The organism is Mesopusillimonas faecipullorum (assembly GCF_020539505.1).
In the GTDB taxonomy this organism is placed as follows: domain Bacteria; phylum Pseudomonadota; class Gammaproteobacteria; order Burkholderiales; family Burkholderiaceae_B; genus Mesopusillimonas; species Mesopusillimonas faecipullorum.
The window spans coordinates 116677-131659 of record NZ_JACDXW010000006.1; the positions used below are offsets into that span (position 1 = coordinate 116677).

General features: G+C 58.0%; 14 protein-coding genes and 1 pseudogene. 11 read left to right on the forward strand and 4 right to left on the reverse strand.

Annotated elements, in window-relative coordinates; all coding sequences use genetic code 11:
• Nucleotides 1-62 precede the first annotated feature (62 nt).
• Nucleotides 63-713, reverse strand: a complete 651-nt coding sequence (locus H0484_RS12275; protein WP_226954928.1) for a TetR/AcrR family transcriptional regulator — start codon at nucleotides 711-713, stop codon at nucleotides 63-65.
• Nucleotides 714-842: 129 nt separating this feature from the next.
• Between H0484_RS12275 and H0484_RS12280 the strand changes: the two are divergent.
• From H0484_RS12280 to miaA, 7 genes and pseudogenes are all read left to right on the forward strand, one after another.
• Nucleotides 843-1880 (forward strand): annotated as a pseudogene (locus H0484_RS12280) (bifunctional enoyl-CoA hydratase/phosphate acetyltransferase); the annotation flags it as partial.
• The gene (locus tag H0484_RS12285) at nucleotides 1877-3127 is read left to right on the forward strand and encodes an acetate/propionate family kinase (protein WP_226954929.1); all 1251 of its coding nucleotides are present in this window, start codon (nucleotides 1877-1879) and stop codon (nucleotides 3125-3127) included. The pseudogene H0484_RS12280 and the gene H0484_RS12285, both read left to right, overlap by 4 nt.
• 32 nt (nucleotides 3128-3159) lie before the next feature.
• On the forward strand, nucleotides 3160-3711 hold the full coding sequence (gene tsaE / locus H0484_RS12290) for a tRNA (adenosine(37)-N6)-threonylcarbamoyltransferase complex ATPase subunit type 1 TsaE (RefSeq protein ID WP_226954930.1): 552 nt from the start codon (nucleotides 3160-3162) through the stop codon (nucleotides 3709-3711).
• The gene (locus tag H0484_RS12295; protein ID WP_226954931.1) at nucleotides 3633-5012 is read left to right on the forward strand and encodes an N-acetylmuramoyl-L-alanine amidase; all 1380 of its coding nucleotides are present in this window, start codon (nucleotides 3633-3635) and stop codon (nucleotides 5010-5012) included. The genes tsaE and H0484_RS12295 overlap by 79 nt, the downstream gene beginning before the upstream one ends.
• A 3-nt stretch (nucleotides 5013-5015) precedes the next feature.
• Nucleotides 5016-5633, forward strand: coding sequence for an exopolysaccharide biosynthesis protein (locus tag H0484_RS12300; protein WP_226954932.1), 618 nt, complete (start codon nucleotides 5016-5018; stop codon nucleotides 5631-5633).
• Between the two features lie 10 nt (nucleotides 5634-5643).
• Nucleotides 5644-7482, forward strand: coding sequence for a DNA mismatch repair endonuclease MutL (gene mutL / locus H0484_RS12305; RefSeq protein ID WP_226954933.1), 1839 nt, complete (start codon nucleotides 5644-5646; stop codon nucleotides 7480-7482).
• On the forward strand, nucleotides 7479-8423 hold the full coding sequence (miaA, locus tag H0484_RS12310) for a tRNA (adenosine(37)-N6)-dimethylallyltransferase MiaA (RefSeq protein ID WP_226954934.1): 945 nt from the start codon (nucleotides 7479-7481) through the stop codon (nucleotides 8421-8423). The genes mutL and miaA overlap by 4 nt, the downstream gene beginning before the upstream one ends.
• Before the next feature lie 80 nt (nucleotides 8424-8503).
• Here the strand turns inward: miaA and purM are convergent, their stop codons facing one another.
• A complete protein-coding gene (gene purM / locus H0484_RS12315; RefSeq protein ID WP_226954935.1) occupies nucleotides 8504-9556 on the reverse strand; it encodes a phosphoribosylformylglycinamidine cyclo-ligase in 1053 nt (350 codons plus the stop codon).
• Nucleotides 9557-9748: 192 nt separating this feature from the next.
• Here purM and hda point away from each other — a divergent pair, with 192 nt between their 5' ends.
• Genes hda through folK form a run of 4 tightly spaced genes read left to right on the forward strand, consistent with a single transcriptional unit; the run spans nucleotide 9749 to nucleotide 13029 of the window.
• Complete coding sequence (gene hda, locus H0484_RS12320; protein WP_226954936.1) at nucleotides 9749-10468, forward strand: DnaA regulatory inactivator Hda; 720 nt, start codon at nucleotides 9749-9751, stop codon at nucleotides 10466-10468.
• The gene (locus tag H0484_RS12325) at nucleotides 10465-11166 is read left to right on the forward strand and encodes an HAD family hydrolase (RefSeq protein ID WP_226954937.1); all 702 of its coding nucleotides are present in this window, start codon (nucleotides 10465-10467) and stop codon (nucleotides 11164-11166) included. The genes hda and H0484_RS12325 overlap by 4 nt, the downstream gene beginning before the upstream one ends.
• Before the next feature lie 11 nt (nucleotides 11167-11177).
• Complete coding sequence (gene pcnB / locus H0484_RS12330; RefSeq protein WP_226954938.1) at nucleotides 11178-12524, forward strand: polynucleotide adenylyltransferase PcnB; 1347 nt, start codon at nucleotides 11178-11180, stop codon at nucleotides 12522-12524.
• A gap of 10 nt (nucleotides 12525-12534) precedes the next feature.
• Nucleotides 12535-13029 carry a 2-amino-4-hydroxy-6-hydroxymethyldihydropteridine diphosphokinase gene (folK, locus tag H0484_RS12335; protein WP_226954939.1) on the forward strand — a complete coding sequence of 165 codons (495 nt, stop codon included), beginning with the start codon at nucleotides 12535-12537 and terminating at the stop codon, nucleotides 13027-13029.
• A 115-nt stretch (nucleotides 13030-13144) separates the two neighbouring features.
• Here the strand turns inward: folK and H0484_RS12340 are convergent, their stop codons facing one another.
• Together H0484_RS12340 and H0484_RS15190 are read right to left on the reverse strand one after the other, a co-directional pair.
• A complete protein-coding gene (locus H0484_RS12340; protein WP_226954940.1) occupies nucleotides 13145-14668 on the reverse strand; it encodes a fumarate hydratase in 1524 nt (507 codons plus the stop codon).
• A gap of 154 nt (nucleotides 14669-14822) precedes the next feature.
• Entirely contained in the window at nucleotides 14823-14951 is a 129-nt protein-coding gene (locus H0484_RS15190; RefSeq protein WP_255644943.1) for a hypothetical protein, read from the reverse strand.
• Between the last annotated feature and the right edge of the window lie 32 nt (nucleotides 14952-14983).

Here is a 14983-nt window from a genome sequence, read left to right on the forward strand (position 1 = left end):
CGCAGTTCAAAAAACGGGGGGCCGACGGCCTGGTGGCTACCGGCAGCTTGGTCGCGATTATATCAATCGGGGTTTGCGCTCGAGGCCGGATGCGGCAACAGCTCGTAAAGCAAATCGCGGTGCGCTTCGCGTAATGTCTGCACTTGCCGCAGACCTTCTTCGTCTTGCAGCAGCACAAACTGCAATGCGGCATACAGCGTGGGCGCGCTGACAAGATCAAAATTTCGCGTCAGCGCGCTTTCTCTCATCCAGCCTTGGGCCACACATTGCGCTACCATCGCCTGCTGTGAGCGCTGATAAGGCACCACGATGGTCTCGCGCCAGCGGCGGATGGCGTCAGGCGCCCGCGCGCTTTCGCCTATCAATAGCCGCAACGTGGCGACTGTGCCTGGCTCTAGTAAACGCTCATAAGAAACGTCGATGAAACGATCGATGGCATCGCGCAGACTTTCGCCTTCAAGTAACCGCCATTGTTCAGCCTCGAAGGGGGGGCGCAAGACTTGCGTCAGCAAAGCCTCGAAAATATCGGCCTTGCTGGAGAAATGCGCGTACAAACCGGCTTTGGATAAGCCCGCCAAACCAGCGATGCGCTCTACTGTGGCCGCACCATAGCCATATTCGCTGAATTCCATCAGCGCGGATTCCAGTATTTTTTGTTTACGCACCTCGGGTGAGAGCCGTACGCGTTTTTTTTTGAGTTGTGGCGTGGACACAGAAATAATCCCCCATGATTAAAAGCGCATATATCATCTTACCGACCTTTTAGTCGTTAAGGGTGGGCCCGCATCAATCCACTTTTGCCCACGTGGGTTTCCTCGGCTCCGGACTTATCGGTACGATACGGCCTGAACACGTTCCAAGACAGATTCGCAGCACCCTCAACCCGCATAGCCCCGAACACGCTCACACCTCATATGAACTCAACGTCTCTTTCTTCTCTCCCACCGAATCAGACGACGCGTGCCGAGACGCTCACCGGTCTGAGTCGACTGCTGGAGCATGTAAGGCCGCTCGGGCCTATCCGCACTGCAGTGGTACATCCGTGCGATGCGCTGAGCTTGGCCGCTGCCCTAGACGCCCGAAGCGCTAAGCTGATAGAGCCCATTCTAGTAGGGCCAGCCGAAAAAATACGTGCTGCCGCCCTTGAGGCGAAACTGGACATCAGTGATTTGCAGCTAGAAGATGCCCCGCATAGTCACGCCGCCAGCCAGCGAGCCGTAGAGTTGGTTCGTCAACGGCAAGCCCAAGCCTTGATGAAGGGCAGCCTGCACACTGACGAGTTGCTTAAGGCGGTGCTGAATCGCAGCACGGGGTTGCGCACAGATAGGCGTTTGAGCCACTGCTTTCTAATGGAAACCCCGGCTTATCCGCGACCTTTCATCATTACCGATGCTGCCGTCAATATCTCACCCACGCTGGAGGACAAGGCAGACATCGTACGCAATGCCATTACCTTGGCCCACGCCATAGGCGTTAAGCTGCCCAAGGTAGCTATTTTGGCAGCCGTAGAAACCGTCAATGCCAACATGCCCGCTACGCTTGATGCGGCGGCATTATGCAAGATGGCCGATCGAGGCCAAATTAAAGGGGCTCTGTTGGACGGCCCCCTTGCCTTTGATAATGCTGTTTCGCCCGAGGCTGCGCAAATCAAAGGCATCATCTCGCAGGTGGCGGGACAAGCCGACATTCTGGTCGTACCCGACCTGGAAAGCGGCAATATGTTAGCCAAGCAGTTTGAGTTCATGGGGCAAGCCGACAGTGCAGGGATTGTGATGGGTGCCCAAGTGCCAATCATGCTAACCAGTCGTGCCGACGGACGTAAGACACGCTTGGCCTCCTGCGCCCTGGCTGTGTTACTGACACATAAACGCTCATCATGACTGTTACTTTTTATACCCGTAGCGGGCCCATCGCCAAACCCGCTCTGCACGACCGTTACCAAACACGCGGCGAGCTTATTCTTGTCCTGAATTGCGGCTCCTCCAGCATCAAGTTTGCCCTCTTCGACCAACTAAACTTGTTGGCCGAGCCGGTATGGAACGGCAAAGTTCAGGGCATAGGGGGGCCGAAGCCAGACTTCGGTGAGACCGGGATCACGCCCTACCCCATCACACTCGATGCCGAATACCCCTATCGCGGCGCACTGCAGTGCATACGCGAACGCGTACTGGCCAGGCTAGAAGGGCGCAGCATTGGCGTCATCGTTCATCGCGTCGTCCATGGGGGCAACAAATACTTCGAACCGGTGCGAGTCAGCGCCGACGTTGTGGCCGACCTTCGCAGCTATATTCCATTGGCTCCCTTGCATCAGCCTTTTGCTTTGGAAGCCATGGAAATCCTTTTAAGCGAAAGCCCGACGCTGCCGCAGGTTGCCTGCTTTGACACGGCCTTTCATCGTCATCTGCCTGATGTGGAACAGCGTTTGCCCCTGCCCCGCGTACTATGCAACGACACAGGGCTACGACGTTATGGCTTTCATGGTTTGTCTTATGCGTACATGGCCGTCGCGCTGGCGCAACGTCACGGCGACCTGGCGCGCGGACGCACCATCGTTGCACACTTGGGCAGCGGAGCCAGTCTTTGTGCCCTCAAGAACCTAAGCAGTGTCGCCACCACCATGGGGTTCTCTGCCTTGGAGGGGCTCATGATGGGCACGCGCACCGGCTCTATAGACCCGGGTGTACTGCTTTACCTGATGCAAGTTCGATCCTGCTCACCTGAGCAGGTGGCTCACATGCTGTATCACGAGTCAGGCCTTTTAGGTGTTTCCCAGCGCTCCGCAGAACCCCGAGTTCTACTGGCCTGCGAAGATCAGGACGAGCACGCGGCGCAGGCATTGGCGCTTTATGTTCGTCGTATTGTGCGCGAAATCGGTGCGCTGGCAGCAGTACTGGGTGGTTTGGATTTACTGGTATTCACCGCAGGGGTAGGTGAACACTTGCCCGAAATCCGGCGCCGGGTATGCGAGGCGTTGGAAGGGCTGTTAGGCATCCAACTGAACTCGCAAGCGAATCAAGACAACGCACCGCTCATTTCCTCGGTCGACAGCGCCGTAGTGGTCGGCGTCGAGCCTACCAATGAAGAATGGATGGCCGCTTGCCAAGCCCAAAACTTATTGGCGAACTGACCTTTCCCTCGTCCCCTCTCAGGTATTCATCCATGGAAGATACAAAAAAACCACAGTCCATCGAGCTTTATTTGGAAGACGATGAACAGACGCAAGCATTGGCAGAACAGTTCGCCGCGCTCATGGGTCCCGAGCGCGGAGCCCACGCAGGCGGGCGTATACACCTGAAAGGTGACCTGGGTGCGGGCAAAACCACCTTCGCTCGCGCACTGCTTAGGGCATGCGGTGTAACAGGCAGAATCAAGAGCCCTAGCTACGCCCTGCTTGAAAGCTATAAAGTTTCTAACTTATACTTCTATCATCTTGATTTTTATAGATTTAGCAAAGCCCAAGATTGGGAGGACGCTGGATTCCGGGATATCCTGCAAAAACAGGCGGTTGTACTCATCGAATGGCCGGAACAAGCGGGCACGCAATTGCCTTCGCCCGATATCGAGTTGACCCTGATTCATGCAGACGCCGGACGACAGGCACAACTTGTCGCCTATAGCGAAAAAGGACGAACATGGCTGACTTCCCTGATACTTCCGCTTCCCCGCAGCGCCCGGGACGCCGCCGGCTGCTTGCCGCCACCACGCTCCTGACCTTGCCCGTGCTGCCACGCCTAGCGCATGCAGCGACCATATTGGCTGTACGCACGTGGCCGGCAGACGAATACACACGCGTCACGCTGGAATTGGATTCCGAGCTTAAGGCTGAGCATTTCACGCTGGACAACCCTCACAGGCTGGTCGTTGACATAGACGGCCTGACGATGACACGCGCCATCAATGATCTGGTTTCCAAGATCCGGCCGAATGATCCGTACATAGCAACCGTGCGCGTCGCACAGAATCGCCCCGACGTACTACGCTTGGTGTTCGATCTGAAGCAGCCCATCGCCCCGCAACTTTTCACCCTGAAGCCTATTGGCGAATACCAGTATCGGCTGGTACTTGACCTGTACCCCAAGGTTGCGCAGGACCCTTTGCTTGCCATCATGCAGTCTTCCCAGGACAACGACCCGTTGGCCGAGGTACTGGAAGACCTTGCTCGCAATACGCCGCAAGACAGCGCCCCTGTACCCCTAGAGCCCGGTCAACAAGCGCCGCGCGCCATTGCAAGACAGCCTCGAGAGACCCCTGCGGCACCGCCGGTCGCCCAGCCTTCCGCGCCTGCGGCTCCCGCACCTTCAGGTCGGCGGCGGCCATTGCTTATCGCCCTCGACCCTGGCCACGGCGGTGAAGACCCTGGTGCCATAGGCCCTGCCGGCACCCGCGAGAAAGATGTTGTGCTTGCAATTGCCAAAAAGCTGCAACGTCTGATAGATGCTCAGCCCAATATGCGTGCCTATCTGACTCGGGACAAAGACTACTTCGTCCCGCTGCACGTGCGCGTGCAGAAGGCGCGGCGCGTCAAAGCCGATTTGTTCATCTCGATTCACGCAGATGCCTGGATCAAACCCTCGGCACGGGGTTCGTCCATTTACGCGTTGTCCCAGAACGGCGCCACCAGTACCGCCGCCCGTTGGCTCGCACAACAGGAAAACAATGCTGACTTGATCGGTGGCCTTAACCTGGGCGACCACAACAAGCAGGTGGCGCAGCTATTGCTCGATCTTTCCACTACCGCCCAGATTACCGACTCCATGCGTGTAGGCGGCCAGATTCTGAGCGAATTGGGCCGCATCCACCGCTTGCACAAGTCCAAAGTTGAACGAGCGGGCTTCGCCGTGTTGAAAGCGCCGGACATTCCCTCCATACTGATAGAAACCGCCTTCATCAGTAACCCTGAGGAAGAACGCCTGCTGCGCAGCCCGGCTCACCAAGACAAGCTTGCCAGGGCTCTGCTGACCGGCATTACAGGCTATTTCGCCGCCAGCCCCACACTGGCCCAACGCAGCTGATTCATGCATTTTGACGATACCTCTGTTCCTCTTAGCACCACACTTAGCCAAGCCATCGATGGCATAAAGGGCGAAACCGTCACCCTGCGGCAGCTGATGGCCGCCATAGGCGAACAGGGTTTGCTGATGTTATGCGCCATTGCCACCCTGCCCTTCTTGATCCCGGTTTCCATTCCCGGGGTCTCTACGGTATTTGGCGCGGCAATCGTACTGCTGTCGGTTGCCATCACACTGAATCGCATGCCTTGGCTGCCCCAGCGCATACTCGACCGGCAGCTGGAAACCGCCAAGCTCGTGCCGGCATTGCATAAAGGCGTGCGCATCGTCTCACGCATAGATGCCTGGGTTCGACCACGCGCGCCGGGTTTAACCTCGGGGTATATGCTGCGCCTGAACGGCCTGACACTGATTTTTGGCGGCGTCTTGCTGATGGCGCCTTTCGGCTTCGTCCCGCTCTCTAATACAGCCCCTGCCATAGGTATCTTGTTTCTTACCATAGGCATGCTGCAACGTGATGGTCTCTTTGTCGCTTTAGGCTATTTGGCAACGCTGCTCACCGTGATTTATTTCTCCGTGTTGATTTACGGGGCTTGGCACGCTGGCGCTGCTCTCCTAAGTTGACCCCCCGACCATGTCTACCCGCCGTCCCATTGCCCCATTACCAGACTTGCTCGTCAGCCAGATCGCTGCCGGCGAAGTCGTGGAACGACCTGCCTCTGTGCTCAAAGAACTGGTGGAAAACGCCATTGATGCGCAAGCCGGCGCCCTGGAAATCCGCCTGGAGAAAGGCGGAATTCAACGCATTCTGGTCAGCGACGATGGCGGTGGCATTCCCCGCGACGAATTACCCTTGGCCTTGACTCGCCACGCCACCAGCAAGATCCGCAATTTGGATGAGCTGGAAGCAGTGGCTTCCATGGGTTTTCGCGGCGAGGCACTAGCCGCGATCTCATCGGTCGCACAAGTCACGCTCTCATCGCGCACCGCTCAAGACGAACATGCGTGGCAGATTGACGGCCCTGCTGCGCCAGCCCAACCCGCCTCCGGAAGCTACGGTACCTCGGTAGACGTTCGCCAACTGTTCAGCCAAGTCCCGGCCAGGCGCAAATTTCTGCGTGCAGAACAAACTGAATACGCACACTGCCTGGAGACCCTGCAGCGCATTGCCTTGGCGCATCCTCATATCGCCTTCCGACTGTTTCATAACGACAGGCCACAGCGTCAATGGCGCGCCACCCACAGCACGCAACGCATCGTCGACGTGCTGGGCGAAGAATTCTGCGAACAAAGTCTGCCCATAGAGGTTCAGCATGGTCTGATATCGCTGCAGGGCCGCATCATTCGCCCGACTGCCGCTCGGCCACGTGACGATAGGCAGTACTTGTATGTGAACGGCCGCTACGTTAAAGATCGAAGCGTTGCCCACGCCATCCGTCAGGCCTATGCCGACGTACTCCATGGCGACCGTCAGCCTGCGTACGTGCTGTTCCTGGAAGTGGATCCGGCCACCGTGGACGTCAACGTGCATCCCGCCAAGCATGAAATTCGCCTGCGAGACGGCGGTGCGGTGTATCGCTTCGTGCTGCACGCACTGCAACAAGCTTTGGCCCAGTCGACATCCGCAGGCGCTACTTCAGCCTCCATAGACCCCTCGCAGCATTCGGCTCCGGGGTTCCCCTCGGCACCCGCGACAAGCGCGCCCCCTCTCCCGGTGCCGTCTGCGCCAGCCGGCACGGATTTTCCCGCCTATCGCAGTCAGGCCTCCATGCCGCTGCACACGCCCAGGCCATCAGGTGACTGGAAGCAACTGTATCAGCCACTTGAAACACCGGTTTCAAGCGCTTTGACAAGCGTAGAGCCTCGCCCAATTCCCAGCAGCGACGATGCTTTCCCGCTAGGCATGGCGCTGGGGCAATTACATGGCATTTACATCCTGGCGCAGAATCGCCAAGGGCTGATCTTGGTAGATATGCATGCCGCGCACGAACGCATCATGTATGAACGCCTCAAAGAGGCCATGAATAGTCGCGAATTACCACGCCAAGAACTTTTAGTGCCGGTGGTCTTCAATGCCAGCGAAAAAGAAGTCGCTTTAGTTGAAGAGCATGCCGACACCCTGGAGGCTTTAGGCCTGTCCTTGCGCCCTGCTGGTCCGGCATCGCTGGCCGTGAGAGCCGTACCTGCCTTACTGGCACAGGGCGACATCGAGGCTTTGGCGCACGCCGTGCTGTCCGACTTGGATCGCGTGGGAAGCTCTCTGTTACTAGAGAACAACCGCAACGAGTTACTGGCCACCATGGCGTGCCACAGCGCTGTGCGCGCCAATCGGCGCCTCACCCTGGAAGAAATGAACGCGCTGTTGCGCCAAATGGAAAACACACCTCGGGCAGACCAGTGCAATCATGGTCGTCCCACGTGGTTCCAATGGACATTGAACGATCTGGACAAATGTTTTTTGCGCGGCCAATGAAAACCCCCATTCTTTGCTTGGCGGGGCCCACCGCTTCCGGTAAAAGCGCCACCACTTTGGCCTTGGCTGCACGCACACAGATAGAAGTGATTGCGGTGGACTCAGCCACCATCTACCGCCAGATGGACATAGGCACTGCCAAGCCCAGCCAGGAGGAGCGCGAACGCATTCCGCACCACCTCATCGACATCCTCGATCCCTCCGACACTTATTCGGTCGCAGAGTTCGTGACCGATGCCGAACGCATCATCGCTGACATTCTGACTCGCGGGCACTTACCCGTGTTGTGCGGTGGCACCATGATGTACTTCAAGGCGCTACGCGACGGGCTCGCAGATTTACCTCAGGCCGACCTTGAAACACGAGAGCGCATCGCGCAGCAGGCGCACGAGCAGGGCTGGCCGGCCATGCATCAAGAACTGATGCGCGTAGACCCTGCCACGGCTTCCAGGCTAGCGCCGCATGACAGCCAACGCCTGCAGCGCGCGCTTGAAATCTACCGGGTGTCAGGCGTCCCGATGTCACAATGGCTGGCCCAACAACAGGCGGCACGGGTCGATGCAGCTTATGACTACATCACCATCAGCCTGGAACCCAGCGATCGCGCTGTGCTGCACGACCGCATTGCTCAACGCTTCATGCAGATGATGGCAGACGGATTTTTAGACGAGGTGCGGCGGCTGTATGAACGTAAAGACCTGCATGCCGGACTGCCCTCTGTACGCTGCGTAGGCTATAGGCAGCTATGGCAGCACCTGGAAGGAAAAGTTGATCTGGGAGCTGCCGTAGAGCAAGCCATTGCCGCCACGCGCCAATTGGCCAAACGCCAATTGACTTGGCTGCGCAGCCAACCCGAGCGGATTGTCGTCGACAGTTTGCAAGGGGATGCCCCCCAACAAGTCTTGCAGGAAGCCGCGCGTTGGTGGCCGGCATTGGCCTAGGAGGCCTTAAAGCAAAGTGCCCATTAGCATTGCCAAATACTGTGGCAATGCTAATGGGCACTTACGTACCTTAAGAAAATTTAAACGACGTCTACCTGAGCAGCCTGCTCGTCTGGGCGCTCGACGATTTCGCCAAGCTGATAGACCGTTTCACCCTGCGCTTTCAGCGTTTGAGCAATGGCATCGGCCTGATCGGCAGCCACAACCACCACCATCCCAATGCCGCAGTTGAACACGCGGTGCATCTCGGCATCGGCAACACCGCCGCTTTGTTGCAACCAGGCGAATAATGGCGGCAGGGTCCAGGAGTCGCGATGGATACGGGCTTGAACATTGCTGGGCAACACGCGCGGTACGTTATCGAGCAATCCGCCACCGGTAATATGTGCCAACCCTTTGATGCCTCGGCCATGCGCCTTAAGCGCCGCCAACACCGATTTCACGTAAATACGTGTGGGGGCCATGACCACGTCGGACAAGACTTGGCCATGGAAATCTTGCTCGGGCTTGGCATCGACATGGGCAAGAATCTTGCGCAGCAAGGAATAGCCATTGGAATGCGCACCGCTGGAAGCCAGGCCAAGCAGCACATCGCCCTCAACAATGGATTTGCCGTCGATCAGCTCGGATTTTTCGGCAACGCCTACCGCGAAACCTGCCAAGTCATATTCGCCCTCGGGATACATGCCAGGCATTTCCGCGGTTTCACCGCCTATCAAGGCGCAGCCCGAGAGCTCGCAGCCTTTGGCGATGCCACCCACGACCTGGGCCGCAGTTTCTACCGACAATTTACCGCAGGCAAAATAATCGAGAAAAAACAAGGGCTCGGCCCCTTGCACCAGGATGTCGTTGACGCTCATGGCCACGAGGTCTATGCCCACGGTGTCATGACGTTGCCAATCGAAGGCAAGGCGCAGCTTGGTACCTACGCCGTCTGTGCCCGATACCAACACGGGCTCGCGCAGGCCTTTGGGCATTTCGAACAAGGCGCCAAAACCGCCTATACCATTGAGCACGCCAGCGCGCATAGTGCGGGCCGCAAGCGGCTTGATCCGGTCTACCAATGCCTCGCCGGCATCGATATCGACACCCGCATCGCGGTAGGTCAACGAAGTGGGTTGCTTTTGCGCCATGAGAAAAACCGTAAGATATGCAAGAATTGCGGGTTGAACTTTGCTTAAAGGCGCATTTTACGCTTTTTAGTTAAGCCTTATAAGCAGAGCAGAACCTGAACCCTTTTAATCACTACTCCGGCCGGCACAGCCGCAGCCCCCGACGCAAGGCCCCCCAGACAAGGCCACAGCAAGGTCGAAGCAAGGCCACGCATGACCCAACAATTGATACTCGATTTGCCAGCTGCCCCCGCCCCTACGCTTTCCGGCTATGTGGTGGGTGGTAATGCCGCCGCACTTGATGCGCTGAAACAGTTACAGCCTGGTCGCGCCCTTTATCTGTGGGGCCCCAGCGGTAGCGGTCGCAGCCATCTGCTGCAGGCGCTATGCGCCCAGTCTTCAGCAGGCCAAGGAAGCTACCTGAACGCAGCAAGCCCTTTGCATGACTACACCGAACTCACGCAGGGCGACACCCCGCTTTCGGCTCTGGTCGCCATAGACGACGTCCATCTCCTGGATGAATCTCGTCAGGCCGCCCTTTTTACCTTGTACAATCTGTGGCGCGAAGCGGCGGGTGGTGCGAGTGCGTTCCCCTTGCTGCTGGCGGGTGATCAATCACCCTTGGGCATGCCGCTGCGCGAAGATTTACGCACACGCCTGGGCTGGGATCTGGTCATTCGCTTAGAGCAGCTATCCGACGAAGATCGCGCCACGGCGATGGCCGGCCAGGCACATCAACGCGGCTTGCGTCTGGGGCCTGAAGTCATTAATTGGATACTGACTCATTATTCGCGCGATATGGGGCAACTGAGCGCATTGATAGACGCCCTGGACCGCTACTCGCTGGCGCGGCACCGCGCCATTACGATTCCTTTGCTCAAGGAACTGCTGGCCTCTCAAGCGCCCGCTCCTTCTCATTCTGACTTGGCATGACACAAACAAGACGACTCGCCCTGTTCGACCTGGACCACACGCTTTTGCCACTGGACAGCGATTATCAATGGGCTGACTACTTGGCCCGCACGGGTCGCGCCGGCGATCCAGCCGAGGCTCGGCGCCGCAACGACGACTTGATGCATCGCTATAACCTCGGTGAACTTAGCGCCCAAGAGGCTGCCGAGTTCATGCTGGGCCTGCTGGCCGCTGCCGACCCAGTCGACCTGGCAGCGTGGCACGAGGACTTCATGCAAGAAGTCGTTCGGCCCGGCATTCGTCCGCAAGCCATAGAGCTGGTGAACGAGCACCTGTCACAGGGCGACCTGTGCGCCATCGTGACCGCTACGAACACCTTCGTAACAGCCCCCATCGCCAGAGCTTTCAACATCCCGCACCTGATCGGCACTGTGCCGGCTTGGCGCAATGGCCGCTATACCGGTGCCATCGAAGGGGTCGCCAGCTTCAAAGAAGGCAAGATCACTCGTGTGAACGCCTGGCTAGCCGACATGGGTCTGACACTTGGCGACTTTGCAAGCAGCCATTTTTACAGCGACTCGATGAACGATCTGCCCTTGCTCGAAGTCGTCACTCACCCCATGGCCACCAACCCTAGCCCTAGCCTACGACAACTTGCGCAAGAGCGCGGCTGGCCAGTACTGGACTTGTTCGACGCCATCCTCGACGCCAAATCCTGAGTACTCACGACATGGTCACAGCAACAATAAAAAAATTCGTCTCCCGCCTGATACTGTCTCGCAAGCGTGTCACCCAACGCTTCCAGGCTTCACAGCACGGCATAGACAGACGCAATGTCTCGCGACATGCCATCAAGGTGTGTGAAGTGTTGGATCAACATGGGTTCAAGGCGTACATAGTCGGTGGTGCCGTGCGCGACCTCATCGTAGGCTTGGTTCCCAAGGATTTCGACGTCGCCACCAACGCCACTCCCGAGCAGATCCGGCCGCTGTTTCGCCGGGCGCGCATCATAGGCCGGCGCTTCAAACTGGTACATATCGTATTCGGCCAAGAGATCATCGAGACCTCGACTTTCCGCGCACCTGCTGATCAAGGCGAAGACACCGACGAACATGGCCGCATCATTAGCGACAATCTGTATGGCACTCACGAACAAGACGCCGCACGACGCGATTTCACCCTGAACGCGCTTTATTATGACCCCCTCAAAGAAGAAGTCATAGATTTTCACCATGGCGTCAACGACCTGAAGAAACGCACGGTGCGCATGATAGGCGACCCCGCTCTGCGTTATCGTGAAGACCCGGTTCGGATGCTGAGGGCGGTACGGTTTGCCTCGAAGCTAGACGGCACCATTGCCCCTGCCACGCTCGCGCCTATACGCGAGCTGGCTCCGCTGCTGGCCCACGTGCCTTCCTCCCGTCTGTTCGACGAAGTGCTTAAGTTGCTTACCTGCGGCCGTGCCATGCAATGTCTGCAGCAAACCCGCGAACTGGGCATGTTGCGGTATTTGTTGCCGCAAATTGAGTCCGTGCTTGAGCAACCCGACGGAGCCGCCTTCATCGATATGGCCTTGAATCGTACCGATGCGCGCATCCATGCCGGCAAGTCCACCAGCCCCAGCTACTTGTTCGCCAGCCTGCTCTGGAAGCTCGTCAGCCAACGCTGGCAGTCTTTGGTGTCGGCGGGCGAGCCGCGTCAACAAGCCTTGATGCAGGCCATAGACGACATCCTGGAAGACCGCAAGCAACCTTTGACCATACAGCGCCGGTTCCAGGCAGATATGCGAGACATCTGGGCGATGCAGCCACGCTTCGAACGTGTCACGCCTCGCGCCATATGGCGCATGATAGAACAGCCTCGTTTTCGCGCGGCGGTGGATTTTCTGCAAATGCGCGCCCAAGCCCACGAGGTAGACAGTGTGCAAGCGCAGTGGTGGATGGACTTGGCCAATGCCGACTACGACAGTCGTGCCATCTTGATCGAGAACTATCAGCCGCCCGCAGGTTCGCGTGAAGGCGCCACCAAGCGCCGCCGTCGGCGTCCACGCACCCGCCCGGCACCGCAACAGACCTAAGGTAGCAAGCATGGCTGACAGCGTAACCGCCTACGTCGGCCTGGGAGCCAACCTGGGCACTGCGGTTCAAACCTTAAGACAGGCTGCTCAGCAGATGTCTGCGCTGCCTGGCGTACTGGCGTTGTCGATATCGCCTTTTTATCGCAGCGCCCCTGTCGATGCCTGCGGCCCCGACTACACCAATGCTGTGGCGCAGCTGGAAACCACACTCGCCCCCGAGTCGCTGTTGGATGCGTTGCAAGCCATAGAGCTGGCACACGGGCGCGAGCGCCCCTACCGCAATGCCCCTCGTACCTTAGACTTGGATTTGCTGTGGTTTGGCGGCAGGCAAATAAACACCGACCGCTTAACAGTACCTCACCCGCGTATGCACCAGCGTGCGTTTGTGCTTTACCCTCTGCGCGACTTGGCCCCCCATTTACGCCTGGCTCAGGGTAGTTTGAACGAGCTGATAGCCGACTGCGCTGATCAGGTGCTGGAAAAGCTGCCGCATACCAAGGCCTGACTTTGTCTGCCTTCGGCAAGAAAAACCCAACTGAAAAAAGCACTGCCTCCAAATTGGGATATCCAATTTTTGGAGGCAGTGCAAAAACAACTGGGACTTTTACGCTTGACGCTGACTACACGGCTTCTGCTGCCAGCTTTTCTATCTGCAGCTTCCAATGGCGCGGGCCGGTTTCGTGAACCGAAACTCCACGGGCGTCCACCGCTACCGTCACAGGCATGTCCTTCACCTCGAACTCGTAAATGGCTTCCATGCCCAAGTCTGCAAAGCCCACCACGCGGGCTTCACGAATAGCCTTGGAAACCAGGTAGGCTGCACCACCTACCGCCATCAGATAAGCCGACTCGTGCTGGCGTATGGCTTCGATGGCGACCGGGCCTCGTTCGGCCTTGCCTATCATGGAAATCAGGCCCGTATTGGCCAACATCATCTCGGTGAACTTATCCATGCGCGTGGCCGTGGTTGGGCCTGCAGGGCCTACCGCCTCGCCTTCGATGGGGTCGACCGGCCCAACGTAATAAATGACGCGATTGGTGAAATCAACCGGCAATTGCTCGCCCCGGGCCAGCATGTCTTGGATGCGCTTGTGGGCCGCGTCGCGGCCAGTCAGCATTTTGCCGGACAGCAACAGGGTCTGGCCTGGCTTCCAGCTGGCAACTTGTTCTTTGGTCAACGTGTTCAAATCCACCTGCAACGACTGCTGGTAATCGGGCGCCCAGCTGACGTCCGGCCAATCAGACAATGCCGGCGGTTCTAGTTGCGCCGGGCCGGAGCCGTCAAGCGTGAAATGCACGTGACGCGTCGCTGCGCAGTTGGGGATCATGGCCACTGGCTTGGAAGCCGCGTGGGTGGGGAAGGTGTTGATCTTGACGTCCAGCACGGTGGTCAAGCCACCCAAACCCTGTGCACCGATGCCCAAGGCATTGACCTTTTCGTACAGCTCTATGCGCAATTCTTCCAGCTTGTTCTGAGGGCCGCGTTGCAGCAACTCGAACATATCGATGTCGTCCATCAACGCTTGCTTGGCCATGAGCATGGCTTTCTCGGCGGTACCGCCTACGCCTATGCCCAACATGCCAGGCGGGCACCAGCCGGCACCCATGGTGGGCACGGTCTTGAGCACCCAATCGACCAAAGAGTCGCTGGGGTTGAGCATGACAAATTTGGTCTTGTTCTCGGAACCGCCCCCTTTGGCTGCTACTTGCACGTCAAGCTTGTCACCTTCGACCAGCTCGACGTGCACAATACAGGGCGTATTGTCTTTGGTGTTACGCCGCGCAAACAAGGGGTCGTCCAGCACCGAGGCGCGCAACGGGTTTTCGGGGTTGGTATAGCCACGGCGCACGCCTTCGTCACAGGCGTCTTGCAAGCTGCGATTCAGGTTCAAGCGGGCATTGTTGCCCAGCTTCAGGAACACATTGACGATGCCCGTATCTTGGCAGATAGGCCGACGACCTTGAGCGCACATGCGCGAGTTGGTCAGGATCTGGGCAATAGCGTCTTTAGCCGCCGGGCTTTGCTCACGCTCGTAAGCACGAGCCAGATGACGGATGTAGTCGGCTGGGTGGTAGTAGCTGATGAATTGAACGGCGTCGGCAATCGACTGGATGAGGTCGGCTTCTTGAATAACAGTCGTCATGATTCACTTATCTGGTAACGGAGGCAATGGGTGGACGCCCCTGACGCCGGGATAATCGTACTTTTCCCGACGCTGCGGTCGGCTGGGGCAAGCCGAAAAAAAACCATGGGACCAATAGGAGCCCATGGTTTCTTGCCAAGAAAAAATCAGACGCTTAGGCGCGCTTAACTTTTTCCAGCATTTTGAAGACACCGCGAGGGGCGTTGACGAACAGGCGTTTGAAAGCCTTGCCCAGGCAACGGCGCTCGATGGTGTTGCGGCGCGTACGCTTGATTTCTGCCATGATGATTTCTCCGAGTGTTCCTGCAGTGGTTT

Bases quoted from the DNA above. Each gene is read 5' to 3' on its own strand.
- hda (WP_226954936.1), top strand. From the start codon at position 9,749: ATGACCCAACAATTGATACTCGATTTGCCAGCTGCCCCCGCCCCTACG.
- pcnB (WP_226954938.1), top strand. From the start codon at position 11,178: ATGGTCACAGCAACAATAAAAAAATTCGTCTCCCGCCTGATACTGTCT.
- H0484_RS12300 (WP_226954932.1), top strand. From the start codon at position 5,016: ATGCATTTTGACGATACCTCTGTTCCTCTTAGCACCACACTTAGCCAA.
- mutL (WP_226954933.1), top strand. From the start codon at position 5,644: ATGTCTACCCGCCGTCCCATTGCCCCATTACCAGACTTGCTCGTCAGC.
- tsaE (WP_226954930.1), top strand. From the start codon at position 3,160: ATGGAAGATACAAAAAAACCACAGTCCATCGAGCTTTATTTGGAAGAC.
- miaA (WP_226954934.1), top strand. From the start codon at position 7,479: ATGAAAACCCCCATTCTTTGCTTGGCGGGGCCCACCGCTTCCGGTAAA.
- H0484_RS12340 (WP_226954940.1), bottom strand. From the start codon at position 14,668: ATGACGACTGTTATTCAAGAAGCCGACCTCATCCAGTCGATTGCCGAC.
- purM (WP_226954935.1), bottom strand. From the start codon at position 9,556: ATGGCGCAAAAGCAACCCACTTCGTTGACCTACCGCGATGCGGGTGTC.
- H0484_RS12295 (WP_226954931.1), top strand. From the start codon at position 3,633: ATGGCTGACTTCCCTGATACTTCCGCTTCCCCGCAGCGCCCGGGACGC.
- H0484_RS15190 (WP_255644943.1), bottom strand. From the start codon at position 14,951: ATGGCAGAAATCAAGCGTACGCGCCGCAACACCATCGAGCGCCGTTGC.
- folK (WP_226954939.1), top strand. From the start codon at position 12,535: ATGGCTGACAGCGTAACCGCCTACGTCGGCCTGGGAGCCAACCTGGGC.
- H0484_RS12325 (WP_226954937.1), top strand. From the start codon at position 10,465: ATGACACAAACAAGACGACTCGCCCTGTTCGACCTGGACCACACGCTT.
- H0484_RS12285 (WP_226954929.1), top strand. From the start codon at position 1,877: ATGACTGTTACTTTTTATACCCGTAGCGGGCCCATCGCCAAACCCGCT.